21 protein-coding genes are annotated in these 18,806 nt (G+C 64.7%); 7 read left to right on the forward strand and 14 right to left on the reverse strand.

All coding sequences use genetic code 11. The features are described 5' to 3' along the window. Positions 1-5 precede the first annotated feature (5 nt). Entirely contained in the window at positions 6-803 is a 798-nt protein-coding gene (locus tag CK215_RS11620; RefSeq protein WP_095778126.1) for an N-formylglutamate amidohydrolase, read from the reverse strand. 214 nt (positions 804-1,017) lie between these two features. On the opposite strand from CK215_RS11620, the gene CK215_RS11625 reads away from it, so the two are divergent. Both CK215_RS11625 and pyk read left to right on the forward strand, forming a co-directional pair. Beyond that, positions 1,018-1,536 (forward strand): DUF1036 domain-containing protein, encoded by a 519-nt coding sequence (locus CK215_RS11625; RefSeq protein WP_170950279.1) that lies wholly within the window; start codon positions 1,018-1,020, stop codon positions 1,534-1,536. Then, positions 1,533-2,960 carry a pyruvate kinase gene (gene pyk, locus CK215_RS11630; protein WP_067001918.1) on the forward strand — a complete coding sequence of 476 codons (1,428 nt, stop codon included), beginning with the start codon at positions 1,533-1,535 and terminating at the stop codon, positions 2,958-2,960. Before CK215_RS11625 ends, pyk begins: the two co-directional genes overlap by 4 nt. Before the next feature lie 151 nt (positions 2,961-3,111). Here the strand turns inward: pyk and CK215_RS11635 are convergent, their stop codons facing one another. From CK215_RS11635 to ykgO, 3 genes are all read right to left on the reverse strand, one after another. Then, the gene (locus CK215_RS11635; RefSeq protein WP_095831006.1) at positions 3,112-4,170 is read right to left on the reverse strand and encodes an alpha/beta hydrolase; all 1,059 of its coding nucleotides are present in this window, start codon (positions 4,168-4,170) and stop codon (positions 3,112-3,114) included. 253 nt (positions 4,171-4,423) lie between these two features. Beyond that, the gene (locus CK215_RS11640) at positions 4,424-5,041 is read right to left on the reverse strand and encodes a hypothetical protein (RefSeq protein WP_095831007.1); all 618 of its coding nucleotides are present in this window, start codon (positions 5,039-5,041) and stop codon (positions 4,424-4,426) included. A 111-nt stretch (positions 5,042-5,152) separates the two neighbouring features. Next, entirely contained in the window at positions 5,153-5,278 is a 126-nt protein-coding gene (gene ykgO / locus CK215_RS11645; protein ID WP_040974291.1) for a type B 50S ribosomal protein L36, read from the reverse strand. A gap of 335 nt (positions 5,279-5,613) precedes the next feature. On the opposite strand from ykgO, the gene CK215_RS11650 reads away from it, so the two are divergent. Further along, the gene (locus tag CK215_RS11650) at positions 5,614-6,030 is read left to right on the forward strand and encodes a lysozyme inhibitor LprI family protein (protein WP_095782536.1); all 417 of its coding nucleotides are present in this window, start codon (positions 5,614-5,616) and stop codon (positions 6,028-6,030) included. 6 nt (positions 6,031-6,036) lie between these two features. On the opposite strand, the gene CK215_RS11655 is transcribed toward CK215_RS11650, so the two are convergent. The 8 genes from CK215_RS11655 to CK215_RS11690 all read right to left on the reverse strand — a co-directional run bounded on the left by CK215_RS11655 (position 6,037) and on the right by CK215_RS11690 (position 12,489). Then, positions 6,037-7,113, reverse strand: coding sequence for a 5-(carboxyamino)imidazole ribonucleotide synthase (locus tag CK215_RS11655; RefSeq protein WP_095831008.1), 1,077 nt, complete (start codon positions 7,111-7,113; stop codon positions 6,037-6,039). Beyond that, entirely contained in the window at positions 7,110-7,607 is a 498-nt protein-coding gene (purE, locus tag CK215_RS11660) for a 5-(carboxyamino)imidazole ribonucleotide mutase (RefSeq protein ID WP_095778130.1), read from the reverse strand. The genes CK215_RS11655 and purE overlap by 4 nt, the downstream gene beginning before the upstream one ends. 91 nt (positions 7,608-7,698) lie before the next feature. Then, a complete protein-coding gene (locus tag CK215_RS11665) occupies positions 7,699-8,904 on the reverse strand; it encodes an aminotransferase class V-fold PLP-dependent enzyme (RefSeq protein ID WP_095778131.1) in 1,206 nt (401 codons plus the stop codon). A gap of 17 nt (positions 8,905-8,921) precedes the next feature. Further along, a complete protein-coding gene (locus CK215_RS11670) occupies positions 8,922-9,383 on the reverse strand; it encodes a RidA family protein (RefSeq protein ID WP_095778203.1) in 462 nt (153 codons plus the stop codon). Positions 9,384-9,420: 37 nt separating this feature from the next. Then, on the reverse strand, positions 9,421-10,215 hold the full coding sequence (locus tag CK215_RS11675) for an amino acid ABC transporter ATP-binding protein (protein WP_095778132.1): 795 nt from the start codon (positions 10,213-10,215) through the stop codon (positions 9,421-9,423). A gap of 4 nt (positions 10,216-10,219) precedes the next feature. Continuing rightward, positions 10,220-10,870: an amino acid ABC transporter permease gene (locus CK215_RS11680; RefSeq protein WP_095778133.1), complete on the reverse strand. Its 651-nt coding sequence runs from the start codon at positions 10,868-10,870 to the stop codon at positions 10,220-10,222. Next, entirely contained in the window at positions 10,870-11,535 is a 666-nt protein-coding gene (locus CK215_RS11685; protein ID WP_067319366.1) for an amino acid ABC transporter permease, read from the reverse strand. The genes CK215_RS11680 and CK215_RS11685 overlap by 1 nt, the downstream gene beginning before the upstream one ends. Before the next feature lie 123 nt (positions 11,536-11,658). Further along, the gene (locus tag CK215_RS11690) at positions 11,659-12,489 is read right to left on the reverse strand and encodes a transporter substrate-binding domain-containing protein (protein ID WP_197504271.1); all 831 of its coding nucleotides are present in this window, start codon (positions 12,487-12,489) and stop codon (positions 11,659-11,661) included. Positions 12,490-12,652: 163 nt separating this feature from the next. On the opposite strand from CK215_RS11690, the gene CK215_RS11695 reads away from it, so the two are divergent. Then, the gene (locus tag CK215_RS11695) at positions 12,653-13,453 is read left to right on the forward strand and encodes an IclR family transcriptional regulator (protein ID WP_095778134.1); all 801 of its coding nucleotides are present in this window, start codon (positions 12,653-12,655) and stop codon (positions 13,451-13,453) included. Between the two features lie 24 nt (positions 13,454-13,477). Here CK215_RS11695 and CK215_RS11700 read toward each other — a convergent pair whose 3' ends face one another. Further along, positions 13,478-13,681 (reverse strand): DUF465 domain-containing protein, encoded by a 204-nt coding sequence (locus CK215_RS11700; RefSeq protein ID WP_067001951.1) that lies wholly within the window; start codon positions 13,679-13,681, stop codon positions 13,478-13,480. Between the two features lie 235 nt (positions 13,682-13,916). On the opposite strand from CK215_RS11700, the gene CK215_RS11705 reads away from it, so the two are divergent. The 3 genes from CK215_RS11705 (at position 13,917) to CK215_RS11715 (ending at position 16,464) form a co-directional block, all read left to right on the forward strand. After that, positions 13,917-14,096: a YdcH family protein gene (locus CK215_RS11705; protein ID WP_040998838.1), complete on the forward strand. Its 180-nt coding sequence runs from the start codon at positions 13,917-13,919 to the stop codon at positions 14,094-14,096. 253 nt (positions 14,097-14,349) lie between these two features. Continuing rightward, the gene (gene ispG / locus CK215_RS11710) at positions 14,350-15,600 is read left to right on the forward strand and encodes a flavodoxin-dependent (E)-4-hydroxy-3-methylbut-2-enyl-diphosphate synthase (RefSeq protein WP_095831123.1); all 1,251 of its coding nucleotides are present in this window, start codon (positions 14,350-14,352) and stop codon (positions 15,598-15,600) included. Between the two features lie 3 nt (positions 15,601-15,603). Beyond that, positions 15,604-16,464, forward strand: coding sequence for a lytic transglycosylase domain-containing protein (locus CK215_RS11715; RefSeq protein WP_095831009.1), 861 nt, complete (start codon positions 15,604-15,606; stop codon positions 16,462-16,464). Between the two features lies 1 nt (position 16,465). On the opposite strand, the gene CK215_RS11720 is transcribed toward CK215_RS11715, so the two are convergent. Continuing rightward, positions 16,466-18,796, reverse strand: a complete 2,331-nt coding sequence (locus tag CK215_RS11720) for a response regulator (RefSeq protein ID WP_095831010.1) — start codon at positions 18,794-18,796, stop codon at positions 16,466-16,468. Between the last annotated feature and the right edge of the window lie 10 nt (positions 18,797-18,806).

An 18,806-nucleotide genomic window follows, 5' to 3' on the forward strand; every position in this document is an offset into this window, starting at 1 on the left:
GTTTTTTAGGCCGGCCCGGTGCGCGAGCCGAACATCTTCACCTCGTGTATATCGGCACGGCGGTCGACGGCGTCAACGATCGGAGCCAATCGCTCCGCCCATTGAACAGCGCCAGCGCGGTCGGCGATCAAGTCCTGACGGATCTCGAGCAGGGCATGGGCATAGCCGTTGACAATGGCATGGCGGAACATGGTGTCGCCGCGCAGCGCGCCGTCATAGGGCTCGTTGTCGCCGACGATGAGCGCCTTGTCTTCGGCCAGCATGTCGATCAGCGGCCGCGCAACGCGGTCGTCGCGGTCCCACAAGATGCCGACATGCCAGGGGCGGATGAAGCCTTGCATGCGAGGGGTGAAGGAGTGCACCGAGAAGATGAACGGCGCTTTGCCGGAGGCCTGCGCCACCGAGGAAATCATCGCCCCGACGGCGTCGTGATAGGGACGGTAGAAGCGGTCGAGCCGTCTCTCCCGCTCCTCGGCGGCCATGGGATAGTTTCCCGGCACGACGGTGCCGTCATAGAGCTGGCGGATCAGCGTCGGGTCGTCCTCGCCCCGGTTGGGGTCGATCAGAAGGCGGGAGAAGCCGGCCAGCACGGCCGGCGCATCGAGCGCGGCCGCCAACTCGCGCGTCACCGTCTCGACGCCGATATCATAGGCGATGTGGCGATCGAACTCGGCAGCCGGCAGGCCGAGGCTGCCATATTCTTCCGGCAGGTCGCGGCGGGCGTGATCGGCCAGAAGCACGATGCCCTTCTTGCGGTCGCCCTCGACGATGTCGAAGGGCGCGAAAGCTGTGGATCGGGTCATCGGCTGAAAACGGTCTGTTCGCTGGCGTCCGGGCGGGGTGGTATCGTCATTCCACGAAGAGGACTGAGGCGCAATGCCGTTGTTTGGCCACGGTTTCTGCAAAGAATCCCGGATGGGACGCCAAATCGTCCACCGGACCCTTCTAAATCGATTGGAATTGAATAAAACGGCGCGTTGACATGCGCCCGGAGTTTGCTGAAAAGGTGCTTCGACGATGCAGATGTGGTTCGCCAAGGGTTTTGGATTGGGTTGCGCCGGCAGGTTGCGCAAGCGCCTGAGCCTGCCGCTCCTGATCTTTGGCGCGGGCCTGTGCGCGCTCGCCGCGACCTCGCCGGCGCGCGCCGACTTCCGCGTCTGCAACGCGACGCAGAACCTGGTCGGCGTCGGCATCGGCTATCGGGCGAAGGCCGGTTGGATCACCGAGGGCTGGTGGCACATCGAGGGATCGACCTGCAAGACGCTGATCGAGGGGCCGCTGTCATCAAGGTTTTACTATCTTTATGCAGAAGACGCCGAGCGCGGCGGGCGTTGGGACGGCCCGATCAACATGTGCGTCGCCGAAAAAGAGTTCAAGATTGCCGGCGTGAATGATTGCGTCGCCCGGGGCTTTCAGCGCGCCGGATTTCAGGAATATGACACGGGCGAGCAGGCAAGCTGGATGGTCCAGCTGACTGACGAGCCCGCAACGGGCGGCGCGCCAGCGGCCCCCGCTCCGGGAACGAACAATCAATGAGACGTAACCGCAAGGTCAAGATCCTCGCCACCATCGGTCCGGCTTCCTCCTCCGAGGAGATGCTGCGAAAGCTCTTCGAGGCAGGCGCCGACGTCTTCCGCATCAATATGAGCCATACCGACCATGAGCTGATGCGCACGCTTGTCGGCCGCATCCGGGCCGTCGAGGCGGCGGTTGGGCGGCCGATCGGCATTCTCGCCGATCTTCAGGGGCCAAAGCTCAGGGTCGGCAAGTTCGCCAATGGCAGGGAAGCGCTGACCGTCGGCCAGACCTTCACGCTGGATGACAGTCCGGAACCCGGCACGTCGAAGCGCGTCTACCTGCCGCATCCGGAAATCCTGAACTCGGTCGAGGCCGGTCACCGTCTTTTGATCGATGACGGCAAGCTGGAGCTCAAGGCGGTCAAGAGCGACGGCAAGTCGATCACCTGCACGGTGGTCGCCGGCACCGGCATCTCCGACAAGAAGGGCGTCAGCCTGCCCGACACCGATCTGCCGGTCGGCGCGCTGACCGAAAAGGATCGCGCCGATCTCGACGCGGTGCTGGCGGCAAGCGTCGACTGGGTGGCGCTGTCCTTCGTGCAGCGGCCGGAGGATCTGGCCGAAGCGCGCAAGATCGCGCGCGGCCGGGCCCTCATCATGGCCAAGATCGAAAAACCGCAGGCGGTGGCGCGCCTGGCCGAGATCATCGAACTCTCCGACGCGCTGATGGTCGCGCGCGGCGATCTCGGCGTCGAGATGCCGCTCGAGGCCGTGCCCGGCATCCAGAAGCAGATCACGCGCGCCGCCCGCCGCGCCGGCAAGCCGGTGGTGATCGCGACCCAGATGCTGGAATCGATGATCACCGCACCCGTGCCGACCCGCGCGGAGGTCTCGGATGTGTCGATCGCCGTCTTCGAAGGCGCGGACGCGATCATGCTTTCGGCCGAATCCGCCGCCGGCGCCTACCCGGTCGAGGCGGTCGCGATGATGAACCGCATCGCCACCAAGGTCGAAGCCGACCCGACTTATGCCGGCATCATCAACGCCCAGCGCTCGGAACCGGAAGCGACCGGGGCCGACGCCATTTCGCTCGCTGCGCGCGAGATCGCGGAGACGCTGAAACTGTCGGCGATCATTTCCTACACCGCCTCTGGAACAACTGGTCTGCGCGCCGCGCGCGAACGGCCGCAAGTGCCGATCGTGGCGCTGTCGCCGATCGTCAACACGGCGCGCCGGCTCTCGCTTCTGTGGGGTACGCATTGCGTGGTCTCGGAGGATGCTATCGACCTCGACGATATGGTCGACCGCGCCTGCCGCATTGCCCTCGAAGAAGGCTTTGGCAAGCCGGGCGACCGCGTCATCATCACGGCGGGCGTGCCGCTGAGGACGCCCGGCTCGACCAACATGCTGCGCATCGCCTATGTCGGATCAGAGACGCACTAAGCTATGCCCGTATTCAGGTGGGACCGGCCTGTGAAGCGCGCCTCCCTGCGCTTCCGGGGCTCATGTGGTTAAGTCGGTCCGCTCCGGTTCTGGGAATCCGCTCTGCTCGGCTCGGCCTAATTTGAATCTCGACACCCTTCCGGTCCCGAGCTTAGCCCGGCGCTAGCTCGGCGTCCGGCACCTTCAGTTCCGGGTACCTGTCAGCGCCTTGCGCGTCGCCGGCGATGCGGCTTTCCACAACGCTCGCCATCGACTGCAGGTCGACCGGCGCGCCGGCCGCCCTTTCGATGGCGCCGACGACGAGGTCGGGGGCGATCCAGTCGGGCTTGTGGCCGAGATTCGCGACCCAGACCAGCTCGGCGCCGGGAATGTCGCGTTCGAGGCCGACGGAATGGACCGTGGCATAGACCACCTTGTCGCGATCGCCGGAGATGACCAAGGTCGGCGCCTTGATCTCACGGTAGCCAGGCGAGGCCGCGCGCACATAGTCGTAAAGTCGGGCCACATCGCGGGCGTTGGCGCGGAAGGCGGGCGGCCTCAGCACAAGCGGAATGGAAGCCTTGCCGATATAGCCCTTCGGCACATTGTTCGGTGAAAACACGCAGGCCGTGGCATTGCCGATCCGCAGCATGCCAGCGGCGGAAGCAATGGTCTCGGAAAACAGCCAGCCGACCACCGGAACAGCCGTCAATTTGTAATACCAGGCGGTCGCGCCGCCCGGCCACGGATGGCTGACGGGCGCCAGGAAGACGAGGCCGAGCGTCTTTTGCGGATGCTGGCGCGCGAAGGCGGTGGTGACCGCGCCGCCGAAGGAATGGCCGACGATGATCGCCCTTGCGATGCCGAGCCGATCCATCAGCGCAGCGACAGTGTCGGCCTGCGCCGCCAGCGTTTCGTTGTCGCCGCGCTCGGACCAGCCGAAGCCCGGTCGGTCGAGGAACAGCAGCTCGGCGCGGCCCTCGAGCAGGGGCCTCAGCGGCAGCATCTGGTCCGTGAGATTGGCACTGGCGCCATGGATGAAGACGACAGGCGGCAGACCGGCGCCGGCGGCGGGGACGTGGATATAGTGGATGCGGGCACCATCGATGTCGGCGAATGCGCCGATCGGCGGATTGCGACGCTCGATCAGCCAGACGCCGGCGCGGGTAATGCCGGCAAGGGCGATGAGGAAGGCAACGAGGAGGAGGAGCGCGACGCAGATGAGGTACATGCGGAAAGTACGAGGGCGAGTGGATTTAGTTTAGGAGCACGGTGAGTTTGGCGAGCTGGCGGCCTGCTGCCAGCCCCAATTATTGCCCGCTTCGGTGGAGTATCGCAAACGTTCGGCTTGGCCGGGCTTGTCAAGGTCGTCGTCACCTTGCGCGACGGCTGCAGGGGAGCAGAGTTCTGCACCACCGTCGCGGCGCGGAAAAGTCACGGCATGGGTCGTTGGCTGAAGCCCGAGGATGACGAAAAGCTGCCCCTCAAATGCCCTCGCCGGCCAGGTCTTCCGACAGCGTCGAGACCTGGCCCTGGGCGCTGCGCATCATCGGATAGATGGTGAGCACCTTCTGCCAGGCTTCCAGCGCCGATTGCTTGTGGCCGGTCTCGGCCATGATCTGCGCGAGACCGGACAGCGCGCCGAAATGGCGCGGTTCGAGCCGCAGCGTGTGGTCGATGTCCGACATCGACTTTCCATAGTTCTTCATCAGGAAATGCACGGTAGCGCGGCGGTTCCAGCCTTCGGCATAATCGGGCTGCAAGGTCACCACCTGATCGAGGAAATCGAGCGCGACGTCGAATTTCTGGTCTTCCGCCGCCCTTTGCGCCCATCGCATCATCAGGTCGATCGAGGCGCTGCCGGACTGGTTCCACTCATTCCAGATGCGGCCGGCGATGCGTTCGGCGGCCTTCTCGTTGCGCTCGCGTCTGAGATCGGCAAAGAGCTGGTCGAGCCGTCCCTGCCTGGTCGAGGCGACCGGCGGCGGCGTGATGGAGGGCGGCGGCGAAGCGGCGGGCGGCGTGGCCTCATCCTGCGCCGAAGCGGGCAAGGTCGTTCCGGAAAGGACGAGGGCAATGAAGAATGCAAAAAGAATCCGCATGTCCGGAATCTAGTCCCGGACGGCGGATCGTCAAAATGATTTTAGCGTGAGAGGGCCGGCGAACCGGCAGTCGACATCAGCGGGCGCGGCGCTTAGCGCCGCGCGCAAGTCTCAGCCCTGGCGCGCCTTGTAGCGCGGAGCGGTCTTGTTGATGATGTAGATGCGTCCCTTGCGGCGAACCAGCCGGTTGTCGCGGTGACGCGCCTTGAGCGCCTTGAGCGAGTTCTTGATCTTCATGGTCTTGCCTGTTCGGTCGGGGGCCCGGTCCCGGGCCGAATTTTAAAGGCGCGCCCGAAAAAAGCGCGCCTTGAACTTGCGTGGCTCATAAACGAGGAGCCTTGCCCGTGTCAACCGCAAGCGGGCGGCTCTTATGCCGCAAATGGTGCGCTGATCAAATATTCGCCATAGGTAACGCGCGGCATTGCGCGACTCAGAGGCGGCTGGAATGTTGCGGGCCACGCCAGAGCGGGACATAGGTCCCCTCCGGTTATGTCTATTTGTTTAGCCGCATTTCTGCGACGCCAAGCGATTCCTCTAGGTTGCAGATGCTCTCAGCGAAACGGAGTCTTATCATGCGCCGTCTCTTTCTGCCCGCATGCCTTGTCCTCATCGCGACGGTTCCGGCTGCATGGGCCGAGGACTGCGATCGCAGCGACGACAGCCAGTCGATGATGAATATCTGCGCCAATGCCGATTATCAGGCGGCCGATGCCAAGCTCAACGCCGCCTACAAGGATATTGTCGGCCGCAACGACGAGAAGGCCAACAAGTTGCTGCAGACCGCACAGCGCGCCTGGATCGCCTTCCGCGACGCCGAATGCGCCTATTCGACCGCCGACAGCGAGGGCGGTTCCATCCACCCGATGGAGGTTTCGCAATGCCTGACGGAGCTGACCACCGAGCGCACCAAGCAACTCACCTCCGGCCCCAACTGCCAGGAAGGCGATCCGAGCTGCGCCAGCCCGGACGAGGACGAAGACGTGCAGTAGTCGGCGTTAGCGCCGACGCTCAATGCGCGTGAAATGGCCCATCTTGCGGCCGGGCCGCGACTCGGCCTTGCCGTAGAGATGCAGCATCACGCCGGGCTCGGCGAGCAGCGCCGGAACCTTCAGCATGTCATCGCCGATCAGGTTTTCCATGACACAGTCGGAATGCCGTGCAGGCGAGCCCAGCGGCAGGCCGGCGATGGCGCGGATATGCTGTTCGAACTGCGAAACGATGCAGGCGGCTTCCGTCCAGTGGCCGGAATTGTGGACACGCGGCGCCAGCTCGTTAGCCAAAAGCGAACCGTCGGCAAGCACGAAGAACTCGACGCCGATGACGCCGACATAGTCGAGCGCCGCAAGGATTTTTGCTGCCGCTTGCTTCGCCGCCGATGCGGTGTCCGGAGCGATGGCGGCCGGCAATGTCGACGTTCGCAATATGCCTTCGCGATGGATATTCTCGGCCGGATCGTAGGCGGCAACCGAGCCGTCCTGCCCGCGCGCGGCGATCACCGAAATCTCGCGCTCGAAAGCGACCAGCGATTCGAGGATCAGCGGCACATTGCCCATCGCCTCGCAGATACCGGCAAAGCCGCCAGTCTCCATGTTGCGGAAGACGCGCTGGCCTTTGCCGTCATAGCCCATGCGGCGCGTCTTTAGCACGCCGCTGCCGCTGAATTTCTTCAGCGCGGCCGACAGATGGTCGTCAGTATCGACCGGGCAGAATTCGGCTGTGAGAACGCCGATGCCGTTCAGGAAATTCTTCTCGGTCAGACGGTCCTGCGCGACTTCGAGGGCGCGCGCCGGCGGATAGACGGGAACGTGCGCCGCGAGTGTCTGCGCCGCTTGAACCGGGACATTCTCGAATTCGTAGGTGACGACAGCGCTGGCGCCGGCCAGTTCGGCAAGGGCCGCGGGATCGTCATAGGCGGCGACGATCTGCCGGTTGGCGACCTGCGCCGCCGGGCAATCGGCCTCCGGCTCCAGCACGACCGTGCGGTAGCCAAGGCGAGCGGCTGCCATAGCCAGCATGCGGCCAAGCTGGCCGCCGCCGATGATGCCGATGGTCGATCCCGGGGCTAGGCTCACGGGGTATCCGCCGGTTCGGTGGCGACCTTGGCGGTCTGTGCGGTGCGCCAGGCATCGAGGCGGGCGGCGAGTTTTTCATCGCTCAGCGCCAGGACGGCCGCGGCGAGAAGGGCCGCGTTGGCAGCACCGGCCTTGCCGATGGCCAAAGTGCCGACCGGAATGCCGGCCGGCATCTGCACGATGGAGAGCAGCGAATCCTGGCCGGACAACGCCTTGGATTCCACCGGCACGCCGAAGACGGGCAGCGGCGTCATCGCCGCCGTCATGCCGGGCAGGTGCGCCGCGCCGCCGGCGCCGGCGATAATCACCTTGTAGCCGGCCGCCTTGGCGCCCTTGGCGAATTCATAGAGGCGGTCCGGCGTGCGGTGTGCCGAGACGATCAGTTTTTTGTGCGGGATGCCCAGCGCATCCAGCGTTTCCGCCGCCTGGCGCATCGTCGCCCAGTCGGACTGGCTGCCCATGATGATGGCGACGTCGGCACGCTGATCGGTCAAGGTTTTCGCTCCCGGCGGCAAAGGCGCGCCTTAGCGGAATTCGCCGGCAGCCGCAAGGATTGTCGCGGCTGTGGGCCAACGGTGGCGAGGTCTAGTCCGGCCAGCGCAGCGCCCCGGATGAATCCTTGCGCGCCGCTTTCATCGCATCCGCGGGACGCTCCTTCGCGGTCAGAACCGCGCGCAGCCGCTCGGCGACGATCTCGGCCTCGCGGGGATGGAGATTGCAGGGGTCGAGGAAGAAGTGTCCGCGCTCGACCTCATGGTTGCGCACGATGACCGGCGGTGAGCCGGCGGCCAAGGCCGAGGCTAGGCCCGCGGCGGTGAAGCGACTTTCCGACCGCACGAACACCTGCAGGCGGTCGAGCGGGTTGGCGGTTGGGTCGGGCACGATCTCAGCGCCAATGCCCGGAATGCCTTGCAGCGCATCCTTCCACAGATCGAGCGCTGCCTCTTCGCGCCGGCGGATGCCGGTATGGTCGCGCTTTTCCCAGGCGTCGAGCGCCGCCATGGTGCCGGCGATGCTTTCCTTGCCGACCTTCATGGCCCGGGCGACGCCGCGATTCTGCAGATAGGCGGCGCGCACCAGATCCTTGCGGCCGGTGACGATGCCGCTGGTCGGGCCACTCAGGAATTTGTGGCCGCTGTAGACGACGATGTCGGCGCCCTGCGCGAGGAAGGTCCGCAGATCGTATTCCGAAGCGGCATCGACGATCACCGGCACATTCTTGGCGTGGCAGATCTCGCAGAACTCCTCCAGCGAAAGCATGCCGTATTGCACCGTGTGGTGGGCGACGACGTAAAGCGCGGCCGCGGTGCGCTCGTTGATCGCCTCGCGCACGTGGTAATCCTGCGTGACGCTGACGGTGCCCGCCGGAATGACCTTGGCGCCGGCCACGCGGATCGACTGATCGATCGGCGCGCCGTAATTGACGATATGGCCGAGCTGGATGACGACCTCCGATTTCAGCCCTTCGGTGTCGTCGGGCAGCCGTTCGATGGCCAGCAGGTTCGTGCCGGTCATCGCGCCGGCGATCGCCATGGTGATGCCTGAGGCGCAGCAGGCGGTGATGAAGCCGGCCTCGCCGCCGGTGAGACGGGCGACGACTGCGCTCGCGGCGCGCTGCAAATCGTCCATCTCCACCCATTGCGAGGCGATCTCGGCCATGGCGCTGATCGCTTCCGGGACGATGATGGAAGCGCCGAGCGTCGTCATCGTGCCCGAGACGTTGATGATCGGACGGAGTCCCAGCCGCTCGCGGATCGTGGTGTTGGAGCCGTTCTCGGAATAGGTTTTCATGGCAGCAGATCCCAGTGTCAGGCGGCGATCTCGACGACCGCTTCGATTTCGACGGTGATGTTTCCAGGCAGCGAGCCGACACCGATCGCCGAACGCGCGTGGCCGCCGATCTTGTCGAAGACATCGGCGAAGAGATCGGAGCAGCCATTGACCACCTTCGGGTGATCGCTGAAGGTCGGCGTCGCATTGACGAAGCCGAGCAGCTTGACGACGCGTACGATGCGCCCGAGGTCGCCCGCCGCCGCGTGCATGACGGCAAGCAGGTTGAGGCCGGTGAGCCGGGCATGTTCATAGGCCTGTTCGACGGTGACGTCCTCGCCGACCTTGCCGGTGCAAAGCGTGCCGTCGGCGCGCAGCGGCCCCTGGCCCGAAAGGAAGATCAGCCGGCCGCTCTCGGCATGGGTGACGAAGTTGGCGATGGGCGTCGGCGGCTCGGGCAGCTTCAGGCCGAGTTCGGCGAGCCGGGTGTAAGGCGTCATGGAAGAATGCTCCTTGGATGGCATTTGCCATCCGATGTCAGAATTGCGAGGCGCGGAAGCGCGCCAAAAAAGTCCGCAGGCGCTCGTTCGTAGTCTCCGCGGCAAGCACCTCCTTCGGCGGCCCGACAGCACTGACGCCGCCGTCGGCCATGAAGACGATGCGGCTTGAGGCGTCGCGGGCGAAGGCCATCTCATGCGTCACCATCACCATGGTCATGCCGTCCTCGGCGAGGCTTTTCACCACGGCCAGAACCTCGCCGACGAGTTCCGGATCGAGGGCCGAGGTGATCTCGTCGAGCAGCAGGATCTTCGGCTCCATGGCGACGGCGCGGGCGATGCCGACACGCTGCTGCTGCCCGCCGGAAAGCTCGGCGGGCAGGCTGTCGGCCTTGTGGGCGAGACCGACACGACCCAGCCAGTGGTCGGCGATCGAGCGCGCCTCGCCGCTGCTCTTGCCGCGTACCTTGGTGAGGCCGAGCATGATGTTGCCGGCCGCCGTCAGATGCGGGAACAGGTTGAAGCCCTGGAACACCATGCCCGTCTCGGCGCGCATGGCGGCCAAGTCGCGCTCGCTGCGGCGCTGGCGCGCACCGCCGTCGCGAAAACCGACCTCCTTGCCGTCGATGCGGATCGAGCCGCTGTCGTAGCTTTCGAGGAAGTTGACGCAGCGCAGCAGCGTGGTCTTGCCGCTGCCGGACGGTCCGATGATGGCGACCACCTCGCCCTTCGCCACCTTGAGGCTGACCGAGCGCAGCACCTCGACCGAGCCAAAGGATTTCGAGACCTCGGCGATATCGAGAAGCGCAGGGCTGTTATCGGAAGTGGTGGCCATCGTGCTATTCCCGGATGAAGGCAAAGCGCTGCTCCAGCCGTCGGCTGGCAAGCGAAAGCGCGTAGTTGACGCCGAAATAGAGAAGGGCGCCGAGGATATAGAGCGGCATCGCCTCATAGGTGCGGCCAATGACCTGGTTGATGGCCTGCATCAGATCGGTGATGCCGAGCAGCGAGACCAGCGCGCTGCCCTTGACCGCGTCGGTGACGCCGTTGATCCAAGGCGGCAGGAAGCGGCGGAAGGCCTGCGGGAAAATCACGTAGGTAAGGCGCTGGCGAAAGGTCAGGCCAATCGCCATCGCCGCTTCCGATTGGCCTTTCGGGATCGAGGCGACGGCACCGCGCAGATATTCGACGACCTGCGCAGTCTTGAACAAGGTCAACGCCAGCACCGCCGCCCAGAAGGACTGGAGATGCACGCCGACGGCCGGCAGGCCGTAATAGACGAAGAAGATCAGCACCAGGATCGGGATGCCGCGGACGGTGTCGCTGAAGATCCGCACCGCCCAGCGCAAGGGTGCGGGCCCGTAGACGAGGCCGACGCCGAAGACAACGCCGGCGATCAGCGACAGCACCACGACGAGCAGCGACACCCAAAGCGTCAGCGCGAAGCCTTCGGCGAGGAACGGCAGGGCGTAGGCGATCTGGCCAAGCATCAGCGCGCCGTCCTATACCAGCGCTCGACCAGCCGGAGCGCGAAGAGCAGGGCGTAACCCGTCACCAGATACATCGCCGTCACCACCAGATAGACCTCGACGATGCGGAAGGTGTTGAAGTTGATCCATTGCGCGCCGTAGGTCAGCTCGGGCACCGAGATAACGGAAGCGACGGATGTGTCCTTGAACAGCGAGATGAAGGTGTTGGAAAGCGCCGGCAGGGTGATGCGCATCATCGTCGGCAGCCGCACATGGACAAGCCGCTGCCATGGCGTAAGGCCGATCGCCTTGCCGGCATCGATCTGGCCGCGCGGCACGGCTTCCAGGCCGGATCGGAACACCTCGACGAGATAGGCGCCGCTGTAGACGGCAAGCGTGGCGACGAAGGACGTCTGCGCGCTGTAGGCCAGGTCGATGACGGTCGGCAGGCCGTAGAAGACCAGATAGACCAAGAGGATCAGCGGCACGTTGCGGATGAATTCGACGTAAGACGCGATAATGCCGCGCACGACGCGCCCGGCCGAGACATACCAGACGGCCAGTACCAGCCCGATGACAATGCCGATGGCGATCGAGATCACCGCAAGCTCGAGGCTGAGCAGCAGTCCGCCCCAGAGCTTGTCGAAGTGGCGCCAGATCAGGTTGAAATTGAGCGTATAGCCCATGCGTCCGTCTCAATGGCCTGTTGTGACGATAAAGAATTCGTCACTGCAGGAACCCGTGTCGAGGAGAACAGGCGGAAGGGCGCTTGCTGCGGCCCTCCGCCGGCTAAAGTCAGACAGGCCTCGTCAGATGACCGGGAAGCCCGGATGGCGCGGCGGCGGTTCCTGGCCGAAATATTCCTTGAAGGCAGCGTCGTAGAGCGCCGTCTCGTGCCCGAACATGGCGATGGTGAAGGTCTGGTTGACGTAGGTCAGCCAGTCGAGGTCGCCCTGCCTGATGGCCGCGCCGTAAAGCATCGAATACCAGCTCTTGCCGGCGTCGAAATATTTGTCCGGGTTGCGCGAGGCGAGCCAGCGCACGGTGGAGAGGTCGACCGCGGCGGCGTCGACGCGCTTGGATTCCAGCGCCTGCAGCACGTTGGCCTGGGTGTCGATCTGCATCACCTGCGCCTGCGGCAGGGCAAAGTGCACCGAGTTTTCGGCATCGACATTCTGCAGGATCGAGATGCGCGTGGCGGAGCCGTTCGCCAGCAGCTTGTCGAAAGTCTTGTTCTCGGAGCCGGGCAGCGTCAGCAGCGCGACGCCTTCGACATAGTAGGGGCGCGAGAAGTGGATCAGCTGCGAGCGCTGCGCCGTCATGGTCATGAACTGAATGGTGATGTCGACCTTGTTGGTGGTCACGTTCGGAATGCGCTGCGCCGGATCCTGCATGACGAATTCGACCTTGGTCGGGTCATCGAAAAGGCCCTTGGCGAGGATGCGCCCCATGGTGATGTCCATGCCGACCAGCTCGCCGGCATCGTTCTCGAAATGCCACGGCGCGTTGGTGCTGCCGGTGCCGACGATCAGCTTGCCGCGATCGAGCGCGGTGCGCAGCACGCTGTCGGACGCGGCTTGCGCGGCGGCCTTCTCGGCGCTGACCGCGGTGAGCGCGCCGGCGGTGGCAAGTCCGGCCATTCCCAATTTCAGAAAATCACGTCTTCCGGATGTGTCGTTCACGGCGACCTCCTTTGGTGGTGTGTTCCCCATGAATACACGCGTCAGCAATCGATATACGATTGTCTCTTACAAGAGACGTATGTATCCTGTACAAGACAGATACTAACACCGGGAAGCGACAATGCAAGATGGCGAAACACTGACCGAGTGGCAGGCCGGAAGTTCGGACGAAGAGAGGCCCGCGAACTCTCGCGAGAAGGGTCTCAACCGCGCGCTGCACATTCTGGAGTTCCTGCATGCCACGCAGCGCGCGATCGGCATCGGCGAGCTGGCCAAGGGGCTCAACGCCCCCCGCTCGACGACTTACACGCTGGTTCGCGAGCTGGTCGGTGCCGGTCTCCTGGAGATGGCCGGCGACGGCAACCGCGTCTATTTCGGCAAGAAGCTTTACCTCTACGGAATGGCCTATATGCGCGGCAACGACCTGCTTAGGCGCGGACGGCAGGAGGTCGACACGCTGTCGCGCGAGACCGGCGAGACCTCGGAGCTGTGCATGCTGCAGAGCGGCCGCTACACGATCGTCCATTCGAGCCCGGGCACCAGGCCGTTCCGCATCAGCTCGGCCACCGGCCTGCAGATCCCGCTGCCTTGGACCGCGTCGGGCCGGCTGCTGCTCGCCGGCCTGGAACGCAGCCGGATCGAGGCGATGATCTCCCAGGACGACCTCGTGCTGCCGGATGGCCGCAAGATCGAGCTCGACGATTTCATCGACGACATCGCAAAAGCCCGCGTCACCGGCTATTGCGTGACGTCGGGCCTTGTCGACGCCTATACCAAATGCTTGGCGGCGCCGGTCTTTTCAGCGCCCGGGAAGATCGAGGCGACGATGTGCCTGGTGGTTCCGATCGACACGTCGGAAGATCGGACAGGCGAGCTGGTCGCGCTGCTGCGTGACCGCGCCGCGCGGCTTTCGATCTCTTAGCCGTCGAGCGTAAGAAGCTGCCGGTCAGGCGATGATGTCGGGGATGATGCGGTCTTCCAGCGCCATCAGCCGGTCCTTCAGCATCAGCTTCTTCTTCTTCATGCGCTGGATCTGCAGCGGGTCGCAACCCATGGCGATCATCGCATTGATGGCGGCGTCGAAATCGGCGTGTTCCTGTTTGAGCCGGGAATATTCGAGGCGTATCTCAGCCTGTTCCTGTTCGGACATTATCTACCGTCTGCGTATGCGTCGCCCAGGGATGGGCCTTTGGGCGGGGCCGGTGGGGTTTGTGACCGGCGCGCCGCTGATATCACATTTCACATTGTCGTGGAATGCTACCACGCGGCATTCGACATCGAGATTGGTTGGTGGCAAACTGTCATCGTGCCGTCACAGTTGCGACCTGCGGTGGACGTGCCTGAGACGGCTGCAATCGAGGAATCCATGAAAGGGAGAACCAATCATGTCTCTTGCATCCCATCTTGATGAGCTGCAGCGGAAGCACGGCGACATCGAGCGCGAGCTTATCGACGCGATGAATCATCCTTCGGTAGACGACCTCGAGATCGCCACTCTCAAGCGGCGCAAGCTGGCAATCAAGGACGAGATTGAAAAGCTGAAGGCGAAACCGACGGCACACTGAAACTCCTCTAGGCAACATAACCGCACCCGTCGGGTGCAACCCAACCGGTGGCAAGAATGCCGCCGGTCTGGCGAGTTTACGCTGAATTTCCTGACTCTTCCTGGAATGCAACCGCAGCCCGATGTGGGCTGCTGAACCGCACGGCCGCCAACCAAGCGCAGCCGATTTGCGGACCGTGGCTGTCACCGGCCATTGACAAGCCATCTTTGCTCCGCCACCTCATGCCCGGAACTTCCAGATGAAGGCGGCCGGCATGACCGGATATTTTTCTTCTCCTTTCCCGCGCCGCGCATCGGTCGGCGTCGATGTCGGCGGCGTGATGGTCGGCGGCGGCGCGCCGGTCGTCGTGCAGTCGATGACCAACACCGATACCGCCGACATCGATCAGACCGTTGCCCAGGTGGCGGCGCTGCATCGCACCGGCTCGGAGATGGTGCGCATCACCGTCGACCGCGACGAGAGCGCCGCCGCCGTGCCGCGCATCCGTGATCGGCTGGCACGGCTCGGCGTCAACGTGCCGCTGGTCGGCGACTTCCACTATATCGGCCACAAGCTGCTCGCCGATCACCCGGCCTGCGCCGAGGCGCTGGCGAAATACCGCATCAACCCCGGTAATGTCGGCTTCAAGGAAAAGAAGGACCGCCAGTTCGCAGCGATCGTCGAGATGGCGATCAGATACGACAAGCCGGTGCGGATCGGCGTCAACTGGGGCTCGCTCGACCAGGAGCTCTTGACCCGGCTGATGGATGATAACCAGGCCCAGGGCTCGCCGCTCACCGCCCAGGAAGTCACCCGCGAGGCGATCGTGCAGTCGGCGATCCTGTCGGCGGAGATGGCGGAAGAGATCGGGCTCGGCCGCGACAAGATCATCCTGTCGGCCAAGGTCAGCGGCGTCCAGGATCTGATCGCCGTCTATACCGAGCTTGCGACCCGCTCCAACCATGCGCTGCATCTCGGGCTGACCGAGGCCGGCATGGGCACCAAGGGCATCGTCGCTTCCTCAGCTGCCATGGGTATCCTTCTGCAGCAGGGCATCGGCGACACGATCCGCATCTCGCTGACGCCGGAGCCGAACGGCGATCGCACGCGCGAGGTGCAGGTGTCGCAGGAACTTTTGCAGACGATGGGCTTCCGGCAGTTCGTGCCGATCGTCGCGGCCTGCCCCGGCTGCGGCCGCACGACCTCCACCGTCTTCCAGGAGCTGGCCCAGAGCATCCAGGCCGACATCCGCAAGAACATGCCGGTGTGGCGCGAGAAATATCCGGGCGTCGAGAACCTGAAGGTCGCGGTGATGGGCTGCATCGTCAACGGCCCCGGCGAATCCAAGCATGCCGATATCGGCATATCTTTGCCCGGAACCGGCGAGACGCCGACAGCGCCGGTGTTCATCGACGGCAAGAAGGCGGCGACGCTGCGTGGCCCCTCGATCGCGCAGGATTTCGAAAAGATGGTCGCCGACTATATCGAGCAGCGGTACGGACACGGCAAAGCCGCCGCGGAATGAGCCATGCAGCGCTTGCTCAGGACGGCACTGATCCTGATTTGCGCGCTGATCCCTGCCGGTCAGGCATTGGCCGATCCGCCGCAGTCGCGATCGGCCGAAAAACGGCTGATCAATCGCGTCTGTGACCTGATCGAAACTCAGGCCGAGCAAAATGGCCTGCCCAAGGATTTCTTCGCCCGGCTGATCTGGAAGGAGAGCCGCTTCGATCCCAATGCGGTGAGCCCCGTGGGCGCCGAAGGCATCGCGCAGTTCATGCCGGGCACGGCCAAGCTGCGCGGGCTTGCCGATCCCTTCGACATCGGGCAGGCGATCCCCGCCTCGGCCAAGTATCTTGCCGAGATGAAGGCGGGCTACGGCAATCTCGGCCTCGCGGCTGCCGCCTACAATGCGGGCGAGAACCGCGTGTCGCGCTGGCTCTCCTCCGGCGGCTTCCTGCCGATGGAGACCGAAAGCTATGTCTTCGACATCATGGGCGAGCCGGTCGACAAGTTCTCGGACACCGCCTATGCCGGCACGATCCGGCCGCTCGATCCGAAGATGAGCTTCGCGGTCGCCTGCCGCACGCTGCCGGTGATCATGTCGCGGACCGTCGCCATGGCCTCGATCAACGTCAAGCCGTGGGGCGTCCAGGTGGCCGGCAATTTCCGCCGCTCCGCCGCAATCAGCCAGTGGTTGCGGGTTCGCGGCCGATTCCCTTCCCTGCTTGGCAGCCATGATCCTGTGGTAAGCCGCGTGCGCACGCCGATCGGCCGGCGCGGCATCTATGCGGTCAGGATCGGTGCCGACTCGCGCGCCGAGGCCAACGGCATCTGCAATAAGCTGCAAAGCGTCGGCGGGGCGTGCCTGGTTATGCGAAACCGGTAGCTCAAGCCGTCTTCGCCGCCACCGTCTCGCTGAGCCAGGTGCCGATCTTCGCGCCGAGGCGGTCGGGAGAGACCGGCTTCGGCAGGTAGTCGTCCATGCCGGCTTCCATGCATTTTTCGCGGTCGCCCTTCAGCGCATGCGCGGTGACGCCTATGATCGGCGTATGGCTGCCGCTCTGCCCTTCGATGGCGCGGATGGCGCGCGTCGCCTCGTAACCGTTCATCTCAGGCATGGAGACGTCCATCAGCACCAGCCTCGGGCGCAGCGAGCGGTACATCTCAACCGCGGTGCGGCCATTGCCGGCAATGCGATAGCTGAGGCCGAGGCCATTGAGGATCTGGCCGAAGACCAATTGGTTCACGTCATTGTCCTCGGCGATCAGGATATCGATCGGACCGCCCGGCGCCGCCGCCGTTTCGGGCGAGAGGACCGGAACGGCTGGACCACGGATGACGGTGAAGGGCGGCGGAGCCGACTGGACGACGACCGGCTCGCGCACGAAATGCGCCTTGCCGCCTTGCGTGCGCGCCTTCTGGATGGCGGAGATCACGGTGCCGAGCAGCACCGCCGAACGCGCCGGCTTGGTGAGATGCGCGACGATGCCGAAATCGATCACCAGTCGGCCGAAATCGACCTGGTCGACCGAAGTGAGCAGCACGACCGGAATGGAAGACAGGCGGCTGTCGGCGGCGATCGCCTTGGCGACATCGGCGCCGTTCATGCCGGGCATCTGGTAGTCAAGGATGATGCAGTCGACCGAAGCGCCGAGCTGGCAGGCGCGGTCGAGAAAGGCGAGGCCGACGGCGCCGCTTTCGGCCGCGGCGCAGTCGAAGCTCCAGCTGCGCAGCTGCTCGAGCAGGATCTCGCGATTGACCGGGTTGTCGTCGATGACCAGGACGCGGGCGCCGGTGACGTCGACCGGCACGATCTCGTCGCGCGCTTGCTGATTGTGTGCCGGCAGCGGTACGGCGAACCAGAAGACCGAGCCGCGGCCGATCTCGCTTTCAACGCCGATCTTGCCGCCCATCAGGTCGACGAGGCGGGCGGAGATGGCAAGGCCGAGCCCGGTGCCTTCGTGACGACGGGTGGACGAGCCGTCGACCTGGGCGAATTTCTCGAACACGCTCTGCAGCTTCTCGGCGGGGATGCCGATGCCGGTGTCCTCGACGCGGACCTTGAGCTGGACGGTTCCGTCGATCACATCGCCGCCGACATCGATCAGCACATGCCCCTTCTCGGTGAACTTCACCGCATTGCCGAGCAGGTTGGTAACGATCTGGCGGAAACGGCCGGCGTCGCCGACGACGAAGCCAGGTAGGCGCGGGTCGACGCGCACGATGAGCTCGAGGTTCTTTTCGGCAACGCGGGCCGAGACCAGGGTGGCCACGTCCTCGACCGCTTCGGCCAGGCGGAACGGGGCGGGGTCGAGCGTCAGCTGGCCGGCATTGATCTTCGAGAAATCGAGAATGTCGTTGATGATGGTGAGCAGCGCGTTGCCGGATTTGACGATGACGTCGGTGAAGGTCTTCTGGCGCGGCGTCAGCTCGGTCTTGGCGAGAAGCTCGGCCATGCCGAGCACGCCGTTCATCGGCGTGCGGATCTCATGGCTCATATTGGCGAGGAATTCCGACTTGGCCCGGTCGGCCGCCTCGGCCTTGAACAACGATGCTGCGGTTTCGGCGAAGGCGCGGCGGATCGCGTTCTCCATTGGCCGGAAGATCAGAACCGCGGCGATGGCGATGACGGCGATCAGCAGGCCGCTCGCCCATAAGAGCAGCCGGTCGCTGGCGGCATCGGCGAGGCGCCGCTCGTCATCGAGCGCGGTGCGCACGCGCACCAGCATCGGCTGGGCGAAAAGATCGTTCTGGTTGCGGATCTCGCGGTAGCTCCATTCGTCGACTGTCTGGGCCACCGACATCAGGTTGAAATTGCGCACCATGTCGCGCGCCGACCAGAACAGATCGTCGTTCACCGAAGCGGATTCGAGCGCATTGAGCGTATTCTTCGACAGCCGCGGCCTGATCGCCGCGAGCTGCGCGTTCAGGATTTCGATCTCGCCCATCAGCCGTTCGGAATGGCCGCGCGCGGCTGCGGTCAGCCCATCGCGGGTCTCGGCCCGCCACACGGTTCCGGTCGTCTCGGCGAAATTGGTGGCGTTGCGCAGGTCGCGCGAGAAGATGACGAAATTGGCGCTCAAGGCATCGACTTCGTGGCGGTATGAGTTCACGCGGTTGAGCGCGAACATGACGGCCGCCGAGGCCAGCGCAAAGACGAGCAATCCCGAAATATAGCGGACCCGGATCGACCGGATGAAGGAGGAATACTCCGGCATGCGCAACCCC

This window comes from Mesorhizobium sp. WSM3864, from assembly GCF_002294955.1.
Classification (GTDB): Bacteria; Pseudomonadota; Alphaproteobacteria; order Rhizobiales; family Rhizobiaceae; genus Mesorhizobium.

What these genes read in the sequence shown, in the direction of transcription:
- CK215_RS11670 (WP_095778203.1), bottom strand. Translation starts at nt 9,383, where the DNA reads ATGACGCCTTACACCCGGCTCGCCGAACTCGGCCTGAAGCTGCCCGAG.
- CK215_RS11690 (WP_197504271.1), bottom strand. Translation starts at nt 12,489, where the DNA reads ATGGCCGGACTTGCCACCGCCGGCGCGCTCACCGCGGTCAGCGCCGAG.
- CK215_RS11720 (WP_095831010.1), bottom strand. Translation starts at nt 18,796, where the DNA reads ATGCCGGAGTATTCCTCCTTCATCCGGTCGATCCGGGTCCGCTATATT.
- CK215_RS11665 (WP_095778131.1), bottom strand. Translation starts at nt 8,904, where the DNA reads ATGAAAACCTATTCCGAGAACGGCTCCAACACCACGATCCGCGAGCGG.
- CK215_RS11640 (WP_095831007.1), bottom strand. Translation starts at nt 5,041, where the DNA reads ATGCGGATTCTTTTTGCATTCTTCATTGCCCTCGTCCTTTCCGGAACG.
- pyk (WP_067001918.1), top strand. Translation starts at nt 1,533, where the DNA reads ATGAGACGTAACCGCAAGGTCAAGATCCTCGCCACCATCGGTCCGGCT.
- ykgO (WP_040974291.1), bottom strand. Translation starts at nt 5,278, where the DNA reads ATGAAGATCAAGAACTCGCTCAAGGCGCTCAAGGCGCGTCACCGCGAC.
- CK215_RS11685 (WP_067319366.1), bottom strand. Translation starts at nt 11,535, where the DNA reads ATGGGCTATACGCTCAATTTCAACCTGATCTGGCGCCACTTCGACAAG.
- CK215_RS11695 (WP_095778134.1), top strand. Translation starts at nt 12,653, where the DNA reads ATGCAAGATGGCGAAACACTGACCGAGTGGCAGGCCGGAAGTTCGGAC.
- ispG (WP_095831123.1), top strand. Translation starts at nt 14,350, where the DNA reads ATGACCGGATATTTTTCTTCTCCTTTCCCGCGCCGCGCATCGGTCGGC.
- CK215_RS11705 (WP_040998838.1), top strand. Translation starts at nt 13,917, where the DNA reads ATGTCTCTTGCATCCCATCTTGATGAGCTGCAGCGGAAGCACGGCGAC.
- CK215_RS11700 (WP_067001951.1), bottom strand. Translation starts at nt 13,681, where the DNA reads ATGTCCGAACAGGAACAGGCTGAGATACGCCTCGAATATTCCCGGCTC.
- CK215_RS11625 (WP_170950279.1), top strand. Translation starts at nt 1,018, where the DNA reads ATGCAGATGTGGTTCGCCAAGGGTTTTGGATTGGGTTGCGCCGGCAGG.
- CK215_RS11635 (WP_095831006.1), bottom strand. Translation starts at nt 4,170, where the DNA reads ATGTACCTCATCTGCGTCGCGCTCCTCCTCCTCGTTGCCTTCCTCATC.
- CK215_RS11675 (WP_095778132.1), bottom strand. Translation starts at nt 10,215, where the DNA reads ATGGCCACCACTTCCGATAACAGCCCTGCGCTTCTCGATATCGCCGAG.
- CK215_RS11715 (WP_095831009.1), top strand. Translation starts at nt 15,604, where the DNA reads ATGCAGCGCTTGCTCAGGACGGCACTGATCCTGATTTGCGCGCTGATC.
- CK215_RS11650 (WP_095782536.1), top strand. Translation starts at nt 5,614, where the DNA reads ATGCGCCGTCTCTTTCTGCCCGCATGCCTTGTCCTCATCGCGACGGTT.
- CK215_RS11620 (WP_095778126.1), bottom strand. Translation starts at nt 803, where the DNA reads ATGACCCGATCCACAGCTTTCGCGCCCTTCGACATCGTCGAGGGCGAC.
- CK215_RS11680 (WP_095778133.1), bottom strand. Translation starts at nt 10,870, where the DNA reads ATGCTTGGCCAGATCGCCTACGCCCTGCCGTTCCTCGCCGAAGGCTTC.